This is a genomic window from Sulfoacidibacillus ferrooxidans, assembly GCF_022606465.1.
GTDB lineage: Bacteria > Bacillota > Bacilli > Alicyclobacillales > SLC66 > Sulfoacidibacillus > Sulfoacidibacillus ferrooxidans.
Map to the genome: position 1 here is coordinate 25893 of NZ_JALBUF010000009.1, position 19942 is coordinate 45834.

The following is a 19942-nucleotide window of genomic DNA, read 5'->3' on the forward strand; positions in this document are numbered from 1 at the left end:
AGGCGAGCAACCAACACCCACAACCTAGTTTTCATGTCCAGATCCATCACTTCAATATATGAATGCTACTGCAGATATGTGCCTACTTTATCCTTAAACTTCGAATTCCTTCGTTCAATGTAGGCGCAGAAAAAATAGATGAACCCGCAACAAGAATCCCCGCCCCAGCTGTTACAAGATTGGGTGCATTCGATGCAGTAACCCCGCCATCTACCTCAATGCGTACGCTACGATACCCAGAATCATTTAATAATTTGCGAATGTTGGCTACCTTACGCACACTAGAGGAGATAAAACTTTGACCACCAAAGCCAGGATTCACACTCATTACCAATACTAAGTCAATCTCTTCGTAAATATACTTCAGCGTTTCTTCAGAAGTAGCAGGGTTAAGCGCAACACCGGCTTCTGCTCCAGAATCGCGAATCATCGTAATCGTCCTATGTAAGTGAGTACACGCTTCCATATGAACGGTGATCATATCTGCACCTGCCTTGCGATAATCAGAAATGTATCGCGAAGGTTCTTCTATCATTAAATGTACGTCAAGAGGCAGATTTGTGTGCTCGCGAATAGCAGCTATCACTGGCGGGCCTATCGTTAAATTAGGTACGAATCTCCCATCCATCACGTCTACGTGGATAATATCTGCCCCAGCCGTAGTCAATTCTTCCACTGCACGTCCAAGCGCTGCAAAATTAGCAGATAATATAGATGGTGCCACTTGTACAAACATTAATATCTCCTCGCTTTAGCTTCCTGCAATTCTTTTACTAGTTGCACATAACTATGATAGCGTGACTTGACAATCTGATTAGATTCCACTGCAGCGAGCACCGCACACCCAGAATCCGTGATATGAAGACACCCACGGTACTCACAATCTGCGCTATATTGTGCAATCTCCCTAAATAGCGACCCTAAGTGTGTAGGCTCAAGTTTATCAAAGTCATATTGAGAAAACCCTGGTGTATCCGCAACATATCCATCTGTATAGGGATACAATTCGACGTGTGTCGTCGTTTGCCGACCGCGTTTGGAACGATGTCCCACATGACCTGTTAAAGCACCTGACTCAGGTACTAATGTTTTTAACATAGTGGATTTCCCAACTCCAGATTGTCCTGTCAATACAGTGATCTTACCCTTTAAAAAGCGCTCTAGAGATTGCAACCCTACACCGCTGCGCACATTTAATTCTAGCACTTCATAATTCAATTGCGTATAAACAGGCTTTACTTCATCAAGCACTTGTTGCGCAAAAGGAAGGTCGACCTTGGTAAACCCGATCCCCACTTCAATATTTGACAAAGCGAGCATCGCCAGCATTTTATCAAGTTGATACAGCGATAGTGGGGGTTGGACAAGCGATACGACAAGTAGCGCTTGATCTACATTTGCAACCGGCGGTCGCACCAGTGCTGAATGGCGAGGATGCACTTCAGTAATCGTACCTTCTTGCGTCCCCTGTGCATCTATGTCTACTAGATCGCCCACCAATGGATTGATGTCGCGTTTTTTAAACACACCCCGCGCCTTGCATTGAAGAACGCGACCATCCTCTAAGCGCACATAATAAAATCCCGAAATGGCTTTTACGATTCGTCCAGTCACATTTACCCCCCTATCGACAGTACCCATACAGCAGATCCAGTGTGTAAGCGGATGTATACCTTTCTTGGCACGTCTACACGCACTAAGGAAGGTATACATCCACCACGCTAATTATTTTTACCTTTTCCTGGGTTAGGTGGCGCAGGGTTATTTTGCGCAGGCCCCGCACCACCGTTTGCTGTCACTTGATTGCCATTGACCTCATCATTTCCAATCAGTTGGCCATTTTCATACACATCAATTTGCGCCGGATGAGATGGCGTTGTTGTCACCTGCACGGCATAACTTGCTTGTGCAGTCGATTGCGATGTATCTACTGCTGTGCGTGTACCAAGCACATCTGTGACAACTATTTTTACAGTCGCCGGAAGAGCAGTCCCTGGTGGTAGTGAAACATTCACATTAGCTGTTACAAGTGTTGAACCTGCTGGCTCCCCACTACTTACCGTTAAGTTTACGGCAGATCCTGCCACGGCTTGCTGTCCAGGTAGCGGTGATTGGCTAATGACCTGACCTGAGGGAACTGTTGAAGAAGGCGTGTTGGTTACTTGACCAACAGCAAATCCGTCTGACTTTAGCATAGATGAAGCATTGCTTACCGATTGTCCTTGGACATTTGGCACTGCTGCTGATTGTGTACCCGAACTAACGACAAGCGTAATCTGCTGTGAGCTATTAGTTGCTATACTTGCACCGGATGCAGGTGTAGTAGAAATAACTTGATTAGATGGGACACTTGAGCTTGGAACCGACTGGATAGAGATATTGCCACTCGGTACGCCCATATCATTCAAACGCTGTTCCGCTTCACTCTCAGAATACCCGACTAAAGGTGGCATCGTCATCTGTGCAGAACCAGATTTTACGGTTAACGTAATATCTTGCGTCGCTTGCACCATCCCAGTTGCAGGGCTTTGCGACTCCACATCCCCTTGTGCCACTTTTGAAGTCGACTTCGAATCGAGAACCTCATGAATTTTCCCTGCATCAAAACCATGAGTAATAAGTTCTGACCGAGCTTGCATATAGGGCATACCTACAACATTTGGCATTTGTACTGTCGGTACGCGCAAATAAGTGACTACAATATAAATGGCTGCAACAGCCGCAAGAACAACGAGTGCCCCAAATCCAAAAATCCACGCAAGCGTCGTCAAGATCTTGCGTTTAAGAGACCGCGGTGGTTCTTCCAATTGTTCTACAGCTTCGTCTGAGGTGTTATGAGGAACAAATGCATCGCTTGCAATAATAGGAATTTGTATAGATGGACTATCATCAAAGCTTTGTGCAGTAGATATGAATTTCGGTACATCTGGTAACAATAAGGCTCTCTCTAAATCGTCAGCCATAGCCCGAACTGACTGATACCGTTCACGCGGATCTTTCATAAGAGCGCGCAAAACAATATTTTCAACACTCTGAGGGATGCGCGGAGCCAATATCCGTGGTTCAATAAATGATTCCTGTAAGTGTTTTAAGGCTACACTAATTGGTGTTTCACCCGAGAACGGTAGTTTCCCTGTCAACATCTCATATAGTACTATACCTAGAGAGTATACATCTGATTTAGCATCGGCAAGTGCACCGCGCGCCTGTTCAGGTGAAAAATAATGAACAGAACCCAGGACAGTCGAACTATTATGTGTAATCGTATTGGTAGACATCGCACGGGCAATGCCAAAATCAGTAACCTTCACACGCCCTGCTTTGCTAATTAAAATATTATGCGGTTTCACGTCTCTATGAATAATATGATGTTCATGTGCATGTGCAAGCGCTTCACAGATTTGGCGCGCGATTTCTACTGCCTCATCTACTGGTAATGGCGCACGTTCCTCGATCACTTGCTTTAGCGTTTTGCCATCTACATATTCCATCACAATATAGTGAATTTCCTCATCCTGCCCAACATCGTAAATATTGACGACGCTTGGGTGCGATAAGCTTGCTGCAGCCTGTGCCTCCCGTTTAAAACGGCGAACGAAATCCATATCTAGTGCATATTCTGAGCGCAATGTCTTTATGGCTACTGGGCGCCGCAACAATACATCCATGCCACGGTAGACAATCGCCATCCCGCCCCCGCCAATTCGCTCCAATATTTGATAGCGACCGCCTAGAGTGCGTTCAGTCATTCGTCAACCTCCTGTTCCAGACGCCCATCATTTTGTACGGCAACCACAGTCACATTGTCATGTCCACCTTGATCCAACGCCTCTTTAATTAACTGATCCACTTTACTCTGTAATTCTCCCGACCCTGAAAGAATGGTCTGCATTCGTTCATCAGAAACATGTGTCGTTAGACCATCTGAGCAAATAACAAGAATATCACCTTCTTGCCAAGCGATTTCTCTTGACTCAACCACAACATCTGGTAATGTACCAAGCGCGCGTGTCAACATATGGCGCTGCGGATGGCGTATCGCTTCTTCTGGTTTAATCTGTCCACGCCGCAAAAGTTCATTGACAAGTGAGTGGTCTTCTGTAAGTAGTGCAAACTCCTGATTCTTTCTTACCATATAAGCCCTACTATCACCCACGTGTGCAATCCAAAGCACATCTTTTTGGAGCAATGCCGCAACAATGGTCGTACCCATCCCCGCATAAATCTCAGTATGCGTGGACTGCTCATAAACTTGTTTATTGGCACTTAAAACAGCTCCCACTAAACGATTGAGCGGATCGATCTCTGTTTTATTTTGCACTTCTTGTTCAATCGTTTGTAAAGCCATCGCACTCGCAACCTCACCTGCTACATGGCCGCCCATACCATCAGCTACACAAACAAGATATTCTTTACCTGGTTCTTCACGAACTAAATAACCATCCTGATTGACTTTACGCACGAGTCCCACATGGGACACAGCCGCACATTGCATGCCCCTCACTCCCTAAACGCTTTGCGAAGAATGCTCAGCGCGCAACTGACCACATGCAGCTGCGATATCGCTACCCATTTCTCGTCGAACCGTTGCGTTAATGCCTAAATGCTGCAATTCTTGAACAAATGCCTGAATTTGATTTTTGGATGTTCTCGTTAAGTTTCGTTCAGGCACATAATTGACGGGAATCAAATTGACATGGCAAGGCAACACTTGAAGTAGTTTCGCTAATTTTCGCGCATCCCCCAAGTGATCGTTGTGATCACGAATCAAAGCGTATTCGAAGGTTAATCTGCGCCCTGTTTTTTCATAATAGTACGAGCACGCCGTGAGAAGTGCATCGATGTCATACGCTTTATTGACAGGCATCATTTTACTACGCGTTTCGTCATCCCCTGCATGAAGTGATACGGCAAGTGTAATTCCACGCATCTCATCTGCTAAGCGATAGATAGCCGGTACCAGCCCCACAGTAGAGACTGTGACATGGCGTTGCCCGATCCGCAAGCCTTCCGGTTCCGTAATAATATCCACAAATTTGAGTGATGCATCATAATTGTCTAATGGCTCACCCGACCCCATCAGTACTACACTCGATACGCGCTGTGCAGAATCATCTAAAAGGCGTTGACAAATAACGAGTTGCTCAACAATTTCACTTGCATCTAAATGGCGAATCAATCCACCTAATGTCGATGCGCAAAATTTGCAACCCATTTTACATCCGACCTGTGTCGACACACACACGCTGTTTCCATAATCATGGCGCATGATCACAGTCTCAATCGTCGATCCATCAGCTAAAGCAAATAAAAATTTAACCGTTCCATCTTTAGCCACTTGGCGTGTAATCTCTTTTAGTGTCATGAGTTGTGTCTGATTTTTTAAACGTTCACGCAGACTCTTCGACAGATCAGTCATCTGTTCTACACTTGTTACTCTTTTTTGATACAGCCATTTATAAATTTGTGCTGCACGATACTTGGGTTCACCTTGATCCACTAACCAACTTTCCAACTCAGCAAATGTCATACCATATAAGGATACTGTCAAATTCACCCCTCCTCCAATACCGAATATCCTACTTTTTCATTCGTTGATCTCAACATGTTTCCGTCGTAATTTTGCAAAGAAGAATCCGTCAGAGCCTACCTGTTGCGGGAAGATATAAGCCATGCCTGGCTCCAAGCTACGATCATTGTTATTTACTTGATCATTAGCTCTTAGTTCCAGGGGCAGATTCAATTCTTCAAGCTCAAACTCGCGGTGGCGCGAAAGAAAATGACGAATTTGCCATTCATTTTCGCATGCTGACAATGTACATGTAGTATATATCAATAAACCATCTGTTTGCACCCGCAATGACATTGCATCCAAGAGTTCAGCTTGTATTTTAGTCAAATTATCGATATCTTGTGACGTTACTCGCCATTTAATATCTGGTTTTCGAGCAATGGTACCTAACCCAGAGCAGGGTGCATCGAGTAAAACAGCGTCAAATTGCCCTTCAATTGAACGCGCATCTTGAGTGATCGTTTGCACAGATGACAAGTCCAACCTTTTTGCCTGTTGATCTATCATTTTTGCGCGATGCTCATGTACATCTACTGCCACAATCATCGCTTGATCCTTGGCGAGTTCCGCCATATGCAAGGCTTTACCACCTGGAGCTGCACAAGCATCGAGAACGCGTTTACCTGTGAGATCTCCAAAGAGCGGTGCAACTAACATGGAGCTTTCCCCTTGTAGAGAATACATGCCATTTCGATAAGCGAGTTTTGCTATAGGACTCACTTTTGCAGGCAACCTTATTCCATAAGGTGAGATAGGTGATGGTTCTGCACGAACATCCTCTTGTTCTAAGGCGCTAAGTACCTCTTCACGCGTATAGTGTGCAGAATTCACTCGCACAGTCCGTGGCACCTTTTCATTCAAAGCACACATGAGTTGGCAAGCTTCCTGTTCACCAAAGTGATCGATCAACTGATCTACCATCCATTGTGGAAAAGATAAACGCAATCCCCACTGTCCTTTATCACATAAAGGACACTCATCCTTTGTCAGTGGCATGACCCAGTTTGTTGATCGTGTGGCTGCGCGCAACACTCCATTAACAAATCCCTGCGCCCGAACTGCGACATCTTTTGTAAGTTCAACTGCATCCGATACAATAGCGTACGATGGAACGCGCGAAAAAAACCGCAACTGATACAAACTCATACGCAAAATTACAAGTACTTTCATATCAAGCGATTGATGAGGTACGCTACTGTGCTCACTAATGTAATGATCCAGCAAACGCTCCCATGTCAATACTCCGTGAACAATCTCACTCGCAAGCGCAGCATCTTCTGGTCTTGGACGATACTGTTCCAATACCTCATGTAAAGCGACATGCGCATACGCCTTATGTTTGATTACTGCCCATAATACATCATACGCCATCAAGCGCGCCGCAGAAACCTTCGTCTTCATTGTTTGGTACACCGCAAATCGTCCACATGATGCAGCCCTCGCACAAATTCATCACCTGACTGTATTTTTTTTCCTTCTAATTGAACTTTTGTTGCGATGATGGCACCACGTCCACAGGCAATCACAGGACCTTCCTTTGACAACTCGACGATCATGCCAGGTTCTGCAACACCATGCCAATCGTGTAGAGGCTTAGCAGACCACACTTTACATAATTGATCCCCTAAGTGTGTATACGCCCCAGGAACCGGTGATAATGCCCGCACGTGATTATATACCTGCTGAGATAACTGTGTGAAATCCAGTTGCTCGTCTACTCTTTTGATTGGTGGTGCAAAAGTGGCTTCTTGTGCATTTTGTTCCTTTGCTTGCAAATCTTTGCGCACAATCTTAGGCAATACCTCAATGAGCAATTTAGCACCTTCTTGTGCAAGCATATCTTGCAATTCACCATACGTTGTGTCCGCACCGATATCGACTGAAACGGAATCCCATATAGGACCTGCGTCCAGTTCCTTTACCATCGTCATAATTGTCACACCCGTTTGCTTTTCGCCGCGCATAATCGCCCACTGAATAGGAGCCGCCCCGCGATATTTCGGTAATAGAGAGGCATGTACATTCAGTGCCCCAACAGGTGCTAACGCTAATAACTGAACAGGAAGGATTTGACCATAGGCGGCCGTCACAATCAAATCCGGGTGATATTGTGCGATCTTTTCAAGCGCCTCAGTGCGCCTAATACGTTCAGGTTGAAATACTTCTAACCCGTGACGCAAAGCGACCTCTTTCACAGGTGGAGGTGTTAAAATACGTTTCCTGCCAACCGCCCGATCTGGTTGCGTAACCACACAAACCACTGGATAGTGATGTTCAATTAACAACTCTAATGCGGACACAGCAAATTGCGGAGTTCCCATAAAAAGAATTCTTGGCTTTTCATTTTGCACGCAAAAACCCCCTTCGTTTCACAAGAGAATATCCACCACTCAACTTAAAAAAGCATTTGTGCATTGACATCAACTACAATGGTCGCATGAAATGTTGCTGACCCAAGTACTGTTTGATAGGCCCGACTAAGTCCCTCTTTTACGCGCATAAAAGAGGGATATAAGACGGTAATTTGATAGCGATACACTCCCCGCAGACGCGGAACCGATGCCGGTACAGCTGCAAATATACGTACATCTTTTTGCAATGATAGTTCACTTAGCAATGCCTCATGAAGCGTCTGCGCTGTTTGCAAAGCAACTTGTTCTGTGTCGTGGGCAATTAAAAACTGAGTAATCTCCGTATAAGGAGGATATTGCATCGCTTTGCGAGCTGCCATTTCTGTAACAAAAAACTGTGCGTAATCATGTTTTTGTGCAGCCATGATCGCATAATGATCAGGAGAAAATGTTTGAATCACCACTTTCCCTGGTAAATCATGCCGCCCCGCTCGTCCTGCTACTTGCACTAATAATTGAAATGTGCGCTCTGCAGCACGAAAATCCGGTATATGCAAGGATGTATCTGCAGCCACCACACCAACAAGAGTCACGCGACCAAAATCTAATCCTTTGGCAATCATCTGTGTGCCTAATAACACATCTGCTTCACCGCGCTCAAATTCACCGAGCATACGCTCATGAGCACCCTTAGTCCCTGTGGTATCAACGTCCATACGAATCACGCGAACACCACTAAATTGTTCTACTAAGGCTTGCTCTACTTTTTGCGTTCCTGCACCAAATTGGCGTATTCGCGTGCTCCCACAATTCACACAGTGCGTTGGCAATGGCTCCATGTGTCCACAAAAGTGACATCGTAAAACAGAAGCTCCCTGTACCTTGTGCAAAGTTAAAGAAAGATCACAATCAGGGCATGTCGCTGCAGCCCCACAATCCCGGCATAATAAAATAGTCGTATATCCTCGTCGATTCAAAAATAAAATCGCCTGTTCTTCTCGCTCTAATACCTGTTCCAATGAAAGCTTTAATGGCTCGCTAAAAAGTGAATGAAGTCCTTTGCGAAATTCCGCACGCATATCCACTACCTGTACTTCAGCCAACGGACGCGCTCCGATGCGATCAGGCAGTGTAAGTAGAGTATAGCGTTCTCTTTCCACTCGGTACATGGTTTCAAGTGATGGGGTAGCACTCCCTAGAACCACCACTGCACGATGATACTTTGCTCGCCATTCAGCCACTTCGCGCACCACGTAACGCGGATCAGATTCCTGCTTATAGGTTTGTTCATGCTCTTCATCAATAATGATGAGCCCCACATGTGACAATGGAGCAAAGATGGCAGAACGAGCCCCAACCACTACATCTGCTTCCTTGCGCACGATGCGGTTCCACTCTTCATAACGCTCTCGATCAGAGAGTCGGCTATGTAACACAGCTATCCGCTGTCCAAAACGGCGACGAAACCGCGTCGTCATTTGCGCTGTCAACGCGATTTCCGGAACTAACATCAGTGCTGTGTGCCCTGCCTGTAAAGCACACTCTATCGCTTGCAAATACACTTCTGTTTTACCGCTGCCAGTTACACCATGCAATACAAACGTACGCATCTTACCTTCATGCAATGCAACACTTAGCTGTTGATACGCTTCTTCTTGTGCTATAGATAAAGGTAAGGCAGATTCAAGTTGTTCTTCCCTAGTCACAGCATGTTCATGACTGCTGATACGTTTTTTCCCGAGCCGAGCCGTATGGCGTATATCTAATTGCAGTACATCTTGTGCCACCCACATGTCGAGTTGACGTTTGGTTATACCAAATTTGTCTATAAGAGTTTTTTTGGTAATCCCTTTATACCGTTTGATATAAGAAAAAAGAGCCGCATCAAGCTGCCCTTCATCCGCATGTTCAGAAAGAACATAGCGAGCAGATGCTTTTGCTCTTGTCATAGGCGGCAACACCGTTTGCAAAGCAGCTCCCCACGTGCAAAGATAGCGATCCTTTAAAAATGCCATGACTCCCATCATTTCCGGATGAAGTGATGAAGCTTCCGCAGTTAATGCACGCACAATAGGCCGTAGTGGATGAGAATCACCAGAAGATCCATCCTCGTCAATCAGCGCAAGAACGTATCCTGTTATAACGCGCTGACCAAATGGAATTTCAACACAACTACCTACTTCTACCGATACGTGATCAGGAATGATATAGTCATACAGACGATCGACTGGCTTTGCCCGCATGTCCACCGCAACTTTTGCGATCATACTCATGCATCCTCTTCACTTACAACTAGATGGGCAAGCTCTCGCTTACGCTTTACCTCTCGTGCAACTGCTAGCAAAATATCGTGCGCCACATCTAGTTTCGGCGCAAGTGGTAAAGTCTCCACAACCTGGTTTGGATAGTAGAGAGAAACGTGATTAGTCGTTGTTCCAAATCCTGCTCCAGGCTCAAGTACGTTATTGAGTACAAGCAAATCCAAGCCTTTTTCAACCAATTTTTTGCGTGCATAATAATCTGCATGATGCGTTTCCGCTGCAAATCCCACAATGAACTGAGTTGTAGTCCGCTGTTCTTTTATCGCTTTTAAAATATCTTTATTCTGTACAAGTGTCAGTGTGAGTGGATCTGACCCTTGTTTTTTAAGCTTACTATCTGATGCTTCAGTAGGATGATAATCTGCAACAGCCGCTGCCTTTAACACAATCGATGCTTGTGGCACATGATGCATCACTGCATCGTACATCTCTGTAGCAGATGTCACATAAATAACTTCCACACCCATCAATGGTTCTTTATCTACTGGACCTGAGATCAAAGTAACTTTTGCACCCATTCGCCAAGCCATCTGAGCTAATGCATAACCCATGGTACCCGTTGAATCATTGGCAATATAGCGAACAGGATCTATGCGTTCACGAGTAGGTCCGGCAGTTACAAGCACGTGTTCGCCAGCTAGAATCTTATCTGTACACATCATATCAATAAATTCCACAAGGTCTTCAGGCTCCATCAATCTTCCTTTGCCCGTATATCCACAAGCAAGCGGACCTACACCTGGTTCCGCAATATGGTATCCAGCTTCTATTAATTTGTTCATATTATGTTGAACAATTACATTTTCGTACATATGAACGTTCATTGCAGGTGCAATCACCACTGGCGCTCTAGTCGCCAATAGTAGCGTTGTCAGCATATCATCACCAATGCCGTGTGCGAAACGAGCTATAGCATCCGCTGTTGCAGGTGCTACAACCACAAGGTCCGCTTCATCTGCTAGTTCTATATGAGTAATGCGAGCAGGATTGCGCTCATCAAACACATCTTCATAGACTGGTTGGCGCGTCAGACTTTGAAGCGTAAGGGGCGTAATAAACTGCATTGCCCCACGCGTCATAACTACAGTAACCACTGCTTTTCGCTTTGTGAGTGCACTTGCTAAAATCGCCGCTTTGTAAGCGGCGATACCTCCTGTAATACCTAGAATAATGCGCTTTCCCTCTATCATTTAATACCTTCACGCGTACGAACGTACGTCATGGATTGATCTTCAAGTTCTTTTAACGCCACACTCACAAACTTACCTGACTTTGCAGTTGCATGAGGCCGAGCTCCTTCTTGCAACATCCGCGCACGCTTTGAAGATGCGATGACAAGTGTGTACTTGCTATCCACGAGGTCAATTAACTTATCAATAGATGGATACAAAATCATAGTCGCAACTACTCCTCTTCTTCTTCATCCGATGGTCCATCTTTCGGTTGGTTTGATAACCGATTCGCTACTGTCTCCGGTTGCACTGCACATAAAATAACGTGATCACTATCACAAATAATGACTGCTCGCGTACGTCGCCCAAATGTGGCGTCAATTAATCTACCGCGATCCTTGGCATCTTGAATGAGACGTTTAACAGGAGCTGATTCTGGACCGACAATTGAGATGATCCGATTAGCTGAAACGATACTGCCAAAACCTATATTGATTAAGCGAACACTCACAGCTTCTCCCCCTTAACCGGGTTTCAAACCGTAACGCTATTCTATATTTTGTACCTGTTCGCGCATCTGCTCAATTCCGTGTTTAGACAGCAGCACCGCATCGGTCATCTCAAGATCGGAGCATTTTGAACCGATGGTATTGACCTCCCGATTCATCTCCTGTAATAAGAAATCCAAGCGACGCCCAACTGCGCGTTCCTCACTGTGCATCAATTTTAAAAATTGTTCCACATGACTCTTTAATCGTTCCGTTTCTTCTTCAACAGAAGTCTTTTCAGCTGCGATGGCAACTTCTAAAGCAATGCGTTCAGGAGCCACGTCGCTTAAAAGCAATTGCTGGAGACGAAATGTCAACTTATCCCGAAGACCGTCAACCAACTCTGGCGCTCGCTTTTGCATGTGTAACACCGTGCGCAACAGTTCCCGTAATCGAGTCGATACATGCTCTGTTACATGCTTTCCTTCTACTTCTCGCGCATGTTGCAATTGCAAAAGAGCAGTACCTACTGTCTCAAATAGAGCTTCTTCAATCGCACTAGCGTCAATCTCTTGCTCCTTTTGGCGAAAAAGCCCTGGAATCGCAAGTAAAGCGCCAATACTTGGCGGTTCAAAGTCGACTTCACTACCAACACTTACCTCGCGAATCAACTTTAAAGCCCTAGAAAGTAGCTCGCGATCGACTTCAATTGCAGAGCTGTCCACATGAGATAAGGTAGGCACACTAATGAAAACCTCAACCCGACCACGTGCAACAACCGATCCCACTAGCTTTCGCACACGTTCTTCCATTCCCATCCATTCGCGAGGCATACGAACGATCACCTCTGCAAAGCGATGATTTACAGCCCTCATCTCTACTAACAATTTGTGTTCAGGTAGCGTCATCTCTGCGCGACCATAGCCTGTCATACTAACGATCAGATGAATCCCTCCGTGTTTCCGGCACTTATATTGTAGCGCAGCGCAGATCTGCATGACAAGCACGGGAAAAAGAAGCAACTATCTTGTACGAACAGAAACGGTTCGAATGGACCTCGATCTACGTCGCAGCGAAAGTGCAAGACTTGGAATAAGTGCTGCCAAAACGATAGCTAACCATGACAACAGCGGCAGTCTGGACGTATGAAAAATCACTTGTAATGAAGGAATATAAATCACGATTAAGAGCATGACAAGTGAGCTCGCAACAGCACCAACAAGCCATAAATTTTCAAACATATGAAGAATAAAGCGACTGTCATCTCCACTATGACAAGCAAAAACATGAATAAGTTGCGCAATGACGAGTGTAGCAAAAGCCATTGTTTGGGCTGTCTGCAGTCCTGTATGATAGACAGAAAGTGCTCCGTAGAATACAAGAAGTGTCATGATACCTATTAAAAAACCCCTAGTAATAATTTTACGGCCTAATCCGCGGGCAAAAATTCCTTCTCGTACACTACGCGGTGGTCGATTCATACTTCCCTCTTCGGGTGCATCAAGACCAAGCGCAATCGCAGGAAGACCATCTGTGACAAGATTGACCCACAAGATTTGAATGGGCAACAAAGGCAACGGTAACCCCGCAATCATGGCAATAAACATAGTAATAATTTCGCCTACATTGGAACTGAGCAAATACCGTATAAATTTTCTAATATTATCATAAATAGCGCGTCCCTCTTCGATAGCAGCTACAATAGTCGCAAAATGATCATCTGCCAAAATGAGAGCAGAAGCATCTTTAGCTACATCGGTACCAGACTTGCCCATCGCGATACCAATATCTGACGCTTTAATAGCAGGAGCATCATTGACTCCATCCCCCGTCATCGCCACGACATGACCGTTATTTTGTAGTGCCTTCACGATCCGCAATTTGTGCAATGGAGATACTCTTGCAAATACATACACATCGTCCACTTGATCTTCTAACATGCGATCCGTTAAGCGGTCCAATTCTACTCCTGTCATAACAACTCCATGTCGCGGTAGGATGCCAAGATCGCGCGCGATAGCTTCCGCTGTGAGTTGATGATCCCCTGTGACCATGACTGTGCGAATCCCTGCTTGCTTACAGGTTTGAATTGACTCGCGTACAGATTGTCGCGGTGGATCAATCATGCCAACAAAACCAACAAAAACTAAATCGCGTTCTGCTGCCTCTACAGATGCGGGCATCGTCTTGACGTCCCGATAAGCAAACCCTAATGTTCGCATCGCACGTCCTGCCATATTCGCGAGTCCATGCACAATTTCCTGCCGCTTTTGTTCTGTCAGACGCACAACTTCAGTCCCCAGCTGTACAAACGCGCATTGACCTAACAGTAAATCTGGAGCTCCTTTAACAAATGCAGTCATTCCATTCTCGTGGCGAACAACTACTGTCATCCGTTTACGTGTCGAATCAAAAGGGAATTCCTTTACTCTAGCAAACGCGTCAGTGCGCCCTACCTTTTGAGCAAGCACAAGAAGAGCCGCTTCTGTCGGGTCACCAAGTGCAACCTGTTTGTCATTTTCAACGACAAGGTGAGCATTATTACATGTAATCCCAATGTCGATTAAACGTTGCAAGCTTGGCGGGAAAGACTGCAATGGTTTCCCTCGATCCACCAATTGACCGATTGGATCATAACCATCCCCTTCTACTAAAATAGCGCGACCCTCAATAAAAACTTCTTTTACTGTCATCTGATTTTGCGTTAACGTACCTGTTTTGTCAGAACAAATGACTGTGGCACAGCCAAGCGTTTCAACAGCTGGAAGTTTGCGGACAATCGCATTGCGTTTAATCATACGTTGTACGCCAAGTGCTAAAGCAATCGTCACAATAGCCGGCAGTCCTTCCGGGATCGCCGCCACGGCAAGGCTAACTCCCGCCAAAAACATCTCGTACATTTCATGCCCGTGAAAGAGGCCTGCAATCACTACAATGATCGTTATCACCACAGAAACATACACAAGAACGTGACCAAGCTGATTTAAACGATTCTCAAGTGGTGTCATCGCATCTTCGCTGGATTGTATCAGATCTGCAATTTTACCCATTTCAGTGGCCATACCAGTGGCCACGATCACCGCCTGTGCGACACCGCGTGTAGCCACGGTACCCATATAAAGCATGTTTGTACGGTCGCCAAGTGGAGCGTCTGGATCATGAACGAGTGCCACGTGCTTACTCACAGGTAGTGACTCACCTGTCAATGAGGATTCCACAGTTTCTAACTCTTCCGAGTGCAAAATGCGCGCATCCGCTGGAATGCGATCACCCGCTTCAATACCGATAACATCACCCGGAACCAATTCGCGCGCAAGAATTTCTCGCCACTCTCCAGAGCGCAGCACTCTTGCAGTCGGTGCCGTCAATTCTTTTAGCGATGCGAGCGAGCGCTCTGCGCGCACCTGCTGGATGAATCCTAGAACCGCATTTGCGACAATAATCACGATAATCGTGATGGCATCCGTAAATTCTCCTAGCAGTCCAGAAATAAGTGTCGCAATTAAAAGCACGATCACCATAAAATCGCGAAATTGATCAAAAAAAGTACTCACAAGAGACACGCGTGTACGCTCTTGCAACTGATTGTCCCCATACACAAGCCGCCTTTGTTCAACAGTTGCATCCACTAATCCATCATTTGAAGCTTCCAAAGTCGTCAATACTTCTTCCCATGATTGGGTATGCCACAGTTGCCCATGTTTCAAGAGAATACACCGTCCTTACACAGTTTGCGCTATTACTACTTCCTATGCGTCTTAATGGACAAACAGTACCGATTGTACACATTGTGAACTGCTAATACGGGCACTTGTTATGCCTGTGTTATACTAAAGAAAGTGCAATCAATCAGGGGTGAAGTTGCGTGCGAAAAGTCGCACTTATCACTGCTAGCGCGAGCGGTTTAGCCGTAGCATTTTCCCGTCAGCTGGCACAAGATGGTTTTAATCTTGTTTTAAACTACAGAAAAAACAAATCTGGCTGTGAGCAACTCGCGCAGACTCTAGAACACCACTACGCCATAGATACGCTCGTCCACCAGGCAGATATGACACAGAAACAGGATATTGAACAACTGGTTGATGCAACCAAAGAACATTTTGGTCGCATCGATATTTTAATTCATAGCGCGGGTCCGTTTATTTTTCAACGTAAACGATTGACCGAGTATGCTGATCATGAATGGGGCGAAATGATCGATGGAAACTTAACATCTGCATTCTATCTTTTTCGTAAAATCATCCCACTCATGCGACCACACGGTTTTGGCCGTATTGTTACCATTGGTTTTGATCGCATCGAACAAGCCCCTGGATGGGGGTATCGATCCGCATACGCAGCCGCTAAAGTTGGCCTAGCATCACTAACAAAAACCGTTGCCATTGAAGAACGAGAAAATGGCATTACTGCCAACATGATCTGTCCAGGAGATATTCGCGGTGCAAAAAAAGAAGCTCCGATGCCACTTTTGCAAATGGAAGGTTATCGCACTCCTGTAGGAGGAGATCTGGCTGCCATGATCTCTTTTCTTGTGAAACCTGAAGCGCGCTTTGTCACAGGCAATATCTTATCGTTAACAAATGGGGAAGACGTACTTGGACACTACGACAGTGGGAAAAAAGAGGTCTTCGATCCAATTGCATTTGAGATTGGAACTATGGTCTATGTGTTGCCATGGAATAAAGTTGCAACTGTGACAGATCGACTTGATCGCGTCAACCGCCGCAGCCTCTATACGGTGCAAACGGCTGATCAAGAAGCTCAATTTACGGTGGATCAGCTTGAGGAGTTGACATGAGATGTCCTTAGATGGACTTGTATTATCAGCCATTACAAAAGAACTACAAGATGTACTCACGGCCGGTCGCATCGATAAAATTCAACAACCAACAGAACAGGATCTTATCTTGACGATTCGCTCGGAGCGCACAAATTATCGCTTATTGCTGTGCGCAAATAAATCCTATCCACGCGTACATATCGTTTCATCATTACAATTGCCAAACCCGGCGCAAGCACCGATGCTATGTATGCTGATGCGTAAACATCTAGAGGGGGGACGAATTCGCTCGATTACCCAGTTTGGACGTGAGCGCATTCTCTTTATCGATGTGGATGCGTACAATGAATTAGGGGACAAGGTCGTCAGGCGCATCGTCGTTGAACTTATGGGGCGACATAGCAATATCTTGTTACTTGATCAACCAGATGGCATCATTCTAGAAGCTACAACACATACATCACACGCAGTCAATCGTCATCGAGAAGTACTTCCTGGTAGGGCGTATGTGTATCCACCAGTTCAAGATAAAGTCGATCCATTTCAGGAATCAAAAGATAATTTTGTCTCTGCTCGACTACAGTCTCCTCTTGTCCCACTAAAGCGCTATCTGATCGCTCACTACTTTGGAGTGGGGCCGTTTTTTGCAGACGAATTCGTTAGTCGTGTAGAACATACAGACAGTGAACAGACACATGAAATAACGGCAAATGCTGAATGGGAAGTCTTCGCGACTTTGATTGCAAAAGCACAGGCGGCAAAAGACCCAACCATCTTACGAGATGAGTGGGGCACTGCTAGTGATTTTTATATTTTCCCACCAACACATGTGGTAGGAACGCAGCAATCGTATGAGAGTGTCAATCAGTGTGTGGAAGATTTCTATCAAGAGCGGGCTCTCGCCGATATCGCACGATCAAAAACAGGCGCATATATTCGACTCGTACGCACGGAATGGATGCGTGTCCTACAAAAAATCGAGAAGTTCGAAACTCTTCTTGCATCCCAAGAAGACGCTGAGATGTGGCGCGTCACGGGGGAACTGCTGACAGCTTACATCCACCAACTCAAAAAAGGAGATCGAACCATTTCTTTGCCCAACTTTTATGATGACGAACGCCTCTTAGCGATCGAATTAGACCCTGCTAAAACGCCACTAGAAAATGCAAATGCCTATTACAAACGCTATAGCAAGTATAAAAAAGGGCGCGACATCACAAAAACACAGCTCGATCTAGCAAGAACGGAAGCCACCTATTTAGAAAGTGTTTTACACGAATTAGAATCTTGTCAAATTGAAGACGTAAAAAACATAGAACTTGAATTGCAGGAAGTCGGACTCTTAAAGAGAAGTGCAAAACAGCAGAAGCAACCATCGAGCAAGATGCCAAGTATCAAACATGCCACATTCTACGCAACGGATGGAACTCCAATTTTTGTAGGTCGCAATAACCGAGAAAATGATCAGCTCACTTTAAAAATAGCAAAAAAGACAGATACCTGGTTACATGCAAAAGATATTCCTGGTTCACATGTTATCATTCGTTCACCCTCCCCTACAGAAGAAACTATTTATGAAGGGGCGATGTTAGCTGGATACTTTAGCAAACATCGCGACGCAGGAAAAGTGGACGTAGATGTCGTCTTAGTCAAAAACATCTGGCAGCCCAATCAAGCACGACCAGGTTTTGTACTTTTCGAAGGACAGCGGACTATCGTTGCAAGGCTTGAGCCACATGCTATCGCTACACTGTTAGAAAGCTCAAAGAGGCATTGACTTCCACTGACCGACTTTCTGTATACTCTTCCCAAACTGTTTGTATAGCGAGTACATGCGGCCTTGCATCGCGATAGTCAAACAAAGCGCGTAGCAAGCGATAATTGCCTATCATCTCGTTGAAGATAGGCAATGGCAAGGCTACCTTACTCGCAATGGCATGAACAAACAAGCGTACATGTGCCTTTTGTTCCTCGTAATGGCTGAGTGCGGCAAGCAAGATCATCAGTATAAGTTCATGCCGAATCAACGCTTCATGATCTACTGCATGCGTCAAGTCATCCCGTACCCAAGATGTAATATGTGTCAGATCACTTAATTGCACCAAATGAATTAGACGTTTAGCTAGCCTTGCATAGTCAATTAACAACGGCCACCCATCATCTGTGATTAATTCCGGCAAATGTTCAAGGTGGTGGAGTAGTCGACCAAATGGATGAGCGAGTATCACTCTCGCCACATAGGCACCGCCATCACCTTCACTAAGCAGGACTTCTTCGCCTATTTGACAAATCGAGCGAAATGTTTTTTCTGCAAATTCCACATGTTCTCTCGTCATTATTTTCGTTTCTTTTTGAATAACCACACTCGTCAAGCGATACATGGCCGCGATCGCTTCTTCTACAAAAGGAACCAGTTGTTGACCAACTAACGCAGTCCGCGCAATGCGTTCAAATGCATGTACAACATCACGTGCATCTTGCATGCGATCCGTTTGCAATGCCTCTGCACCAATGGCATAGAGCCCGGATAACACAAAACCAAGCATGCCACCTTCACGTTCTTTGGCGGCTATTGCTGCAATCTCTACAAACTGTTTTGTCACACTAGACCGTGTTGCACGCGATCCATGGATAGCGATTTTCCCAAGTGATTCAATTGCAATAAGACCTGTAGTTGAATCCATATCACCTGCAGCGCGCTTTGCAATATCACAAATTTGTTCTACCTTATCTAACGCCTCATGTTTGCGTTTGCGCATAATGGCATAGAGGCACTCACGTTCAATCTCAGCAACAATGTGCTCTGGCTTTAATAGTCGCATAACTGCATATAGATACGCGATAAGAATAGCGAAGCAAAAGACGACAAGAACCATGTCTGCCGTCATTTGCGGCTGCAAATAGGACGGGAGTGTCTCTCGAATGGGTTCAGAAATTCGCGAAAGTAAATACAAACTTTGAATAATCGTGACAAAGTAAAACAAGATTAGAGAAACATTAAATGGCATCTTTAGAAATAAATCCAACACGCGATGCGTATATCGACTTGCTGTCAATTGAATAGCAACCAATGTGATCGATATACATAACGCTAAAATGGTGGACAAACTTGAAACAATCGTACTTAAATAGTTTCGAGCCGTATCCGTATCTCCTGCAAACCCTTTAGGTGATAAGGTAAAGATAAGAATAATGACAGTACCCGACACCACAGCATGTAAGATCATCTTTTTTAGCAGTGCATTCATCTCCATTTAG

General features: G+C 45.2%; 16 protein-coding genes. 2 read left to right on the forward strand and 14 right to left on the reverse strand.

The annotated features are described in order from the left end of the window. Window positions 1-82: 82 nt before the first annotated feature. From rpe to MM817_RS12275, 13 genes are all read right to left on the reverse strand, one after another. A complete protein-coding gene (gene rpe, locus MM817_RS12215) occupies window positions 83-736 on the reverse strand; it encodes a ribulose-phosphate 3-epimerase (protein ID WP_241715577.1) in 654 nt (217 codons plus the stop codon). Then, window positions 736-1614 (reverse strand): ribosome small subunit-dependent GTPase A, encoded by an 879-nt coding sequence (rsgA, locus tag MM817_RS12220; RefSeq protein ID WP_241715579.1) that lies wholly within the window; start codon window positions 1612-1614, stop codon window positions 736-738. The genes rpe and rsgA overlap by 1 nt, the downstream gene beginning before the upstream one ends. Before the next feature lie 107 nt (window positions 1615-1721). After that, complete coding sequence (gene pknB / locus MM817_RS12225; protein ID WP_241715581.1) at window positions 1722-3749, reverse strand: Stk1 family PASTA domain-containing Ser/Thr kinase; 2028 nt, start codon at window positions 3747-3749, stop codon at window positions 1722-1724. Further along, window positions 3746-4495, reverse strand: coding sequence for a Stp1/IreP family PP2C-type Ser/Thr phosphatase (locus MM817_RS12230; RefSeq protein WP_241715583.1), 750 nt, complete (start codon window positions 4493-4495; stop codon window positions 3746-3748). The genes pknB and MM817_RS12230 overlap by 4 nt, the downstream gene beginning before the upstream one ends. A 12-nt stretch (window positions 4496-4507) precedes the next feature. Further along, entirely contained in the window at window positions 4508-5557 is a 1050-nt protein-coding gene (gene rlmN / locus MM817_RS12235) for a dual-specificity RNA methyltransferase RlmN (protein WP_419723391.1), read from the reverse strand. 30 nt (window positions 5558-5587) lie between these two features. Next, window positions 5588-6973 (reverse strand): 16S rRNA (cytosine(967)-C(5))-methyltransferase RsmB, encoded by a 1386-nt coding sequence (gene rsmB / locus MM817_RS12240; protein ID WP_241715585.1) that lies wholly within the window; start codon window positions 6971-6973, stop codon window positions 5588-5590. Beyond that, window positions 6970-7893, reverse strand: coding sequence for a methionyl-tRNA formyltransferase (fmt, locus tag MM817_RS12245; protein WP_241715658.1), 924 nt, complete (start codon window positions 7891-7893; stop codon window positions 6970-6972). The genes rsmB and fmt overlap by 4 nt, the downstream gene beginning before the upstream one ends. A gap of 74 nt (window positions 7894-7967) precedes the next feature. Beyond that, the gene (priA, locus tag MM817_RS12250) at window positions 7968-10190 is read right to left on the reverse strand and encodes a replication restart helicase PriA (protein WP_241715587.1); all 2223 of its coding nucleotides are present in this window, start codon (window positions 10188-10190) and stop codon (window positions 7968-7970) included. 2 nt (window positions 10191-10192) lie between these two features. Continuing rightward, window positions 10193-11434: a bifunctional phosphopantothenoylcysteine decarboxylase/phosphopantothenate--cysteine ligase CoaBC gene (gene coaBC, locus MM817_RS12255; protein ID WP_241715589.1), complete on the reverse strand. Its 1242-nt coding sequence runs from the start codon at window positions 11432-11434 to the stop codon at window positions 10193-10195. Next, complete coding sequence (gene rpoZ / locus MM817_RS12260) at window positions 11431-11640, reverse strand: DNA-directed RNA polymerase subunit omega (protein ID WP_272879958.1); 210 nt, start codon at window positions 11638-11640, stop codon at window positions 11431-11433. The genes coaBC and rpoZ overlap by 4 nt, the downstream gene beginning before the upstream one ends. A gap of 8 nt (window positions 11641-11648) precedes the next feature. After that, window positions 11649-11927, reverse strand: coding sequence for an extracellular matrix/biofilm regulator RemA (remA, locus tag MM817_RS12265; RefSeq protein ID WP_241715590.1), 279 nt, complete (start codon window positions 11925-11927; stop codon window positions 11649-11651). Between the two features lie 36 nt (window positions 11928-11963). Further along, window positions 11964-12836 (reverse strand): YicC/YloC family endoribonuclease, encoded by an 873-nt coding sequence (locus MM817_RS12270; RefSeq protein ID WP_241715592.1) that lies wholly within the window; start codon window positions 12834-12836, stop codon window positions 11964-11966. Window positions 12837-12926: 90 nt separating this feature from the next. Then, on the reverse strand, window positions 12927-15611 hold the full coding sequence (locus tag MM817_RS12275; RefSeq protein WP_241715594.1) for a calcium-translocating P-type ATPase, SERCA-type: 2685 nt from the start codon (window positions 15609-15611) through the stop codon (window positions 12927-12929). Between the two features lie 158 nt (window positions 15612-15769). Between MM817_RS12275 and MM817_RS12280 the strand changes: the two genes are divergently transcribed. Both MM817_RS12280 and MM817_RS12285 read left to right on the forward strand, forming a co-directional pair. Further along, window positions 15770-16702, forward strand: a complete 933-nt coding sequence (locus MM817_RS12280) for an SDR family oxidoreductase (RefSeq protein ID WP_241715596.1) — start codon at window positions 15770-15772, stop codon at window positions 16700-16702. Between the two features lies 1 nt (window position 16703). Continuing rightward, window positions 16704-18461 carry an Rqc2 family fibronectin-binding protein gene (locus tag MM817_RS12285; RefSeq protein WP_241715598.1) on the forward strand — a complete coding sequence of 586 codons (1758 nt, stop codon included), beginning with the start codon at window positions 16704-16706 and terminating at the stop codon, window positions 18459-18461. On the opposite strand, the gene MM817_RS12290 is transcribed toward MM817_RS12285, so the two are convergent. Then, complete coding sequence (locus tag MM817_RS12290; RefSeq protein ID WP_241715600.1) at window positions 18430-19938, reverse strand: DUF2254 family protein; 1509 nt, start codon at window positions 19936-19938, stop codon at window positions 18430-18432. The genes MM817_RS12285 and MM817_RS12290 overlap by 32 nt on opposite strands. Window positions 19939-19942: the final 4 nt, after the last annotated feature.

What these genes read in the sequence shown, in the direction of transcription:
- rpe (WP_241715577.1), bottom strand. Translation starts at nt 736, where the DNA reads ATGTTTGTACAAGTGGCACCATCTATATTATCTGCTAATTTTGCAGCG.
- pknB (WP_241715581.1), bottom strand. Translation starts at nt 3,749, where the DNA reads ATGACTGAACGCACTCTAGGCGGTCGCTATCAAATATTGGAGCGAATT.
- MM817_RS12230 (WP_241715583.1), bottom strand. Translation starts at nt 4,495, where the DNA reads ATGCAATGTGCGGCTGTGTCCCATGTGGGACTCGTGCGTAAAGTCAAT.
- rsmB (WP_241715585.1), bottom strand. Translation starts at nt 6,973, where the DNA reads ATGAAGACGAAGGTTTCTGCGGCGCGCTTGATGGCGTATGATGTATTA.
- fmt (WP_241715658.1), bottom strand. Translation starts at nt 7,893, where the DNA reads ATGGGAACTCCGCAATTTGCTGTGTCCGCATTAGAGTTGTTAATTGAA.
- priA (WP_241715587.1), bottom strand. Translation starts at nt 10,190, where the DNA reads ATGATCGCAAAAGTTGCGGTGGACATGCGGGCAAAGCCAGTCGATCGT.
- coaBC (WP_241715589.1), bottom strand. Translation starts at nt 11,434, where the DNA reads ATGATAGAGGGAAAGCGCATTATTCTAGGTATTACAGGAGGTATCGCC.
- rpoZ (WP_272879958.1), bottom strand. Translation starts at nt 11,640, where the DNA reads ATGATTTTGTATCCATCTATTGATAAGTTAATTGACCTCGTGGATAGC.
- MM817_RS12270 (WP_241715592.1), bottom strand. Translation starts at nt 12,836, where the DNA reads ATGACAGGCTATGGTCGCGCAGAGATGACGCTACCTGAACACAAATTG.
- MM817_RS12285 (WP_241715598.1), top strand. Translation starts at nt 16,704, where the DNA reads ATGTCCTTAGATGGACTTGTATTATCAGCCATTACAAAAGAACTACAA.
- MM817_RS12290 (WP_241715600.1), bottom strand. Translation starts at nt 19,938, where the DNA reads ATGGAGATGAATGCACTGCTAAAAAAGATGATCTTACATGCTGTGGTG.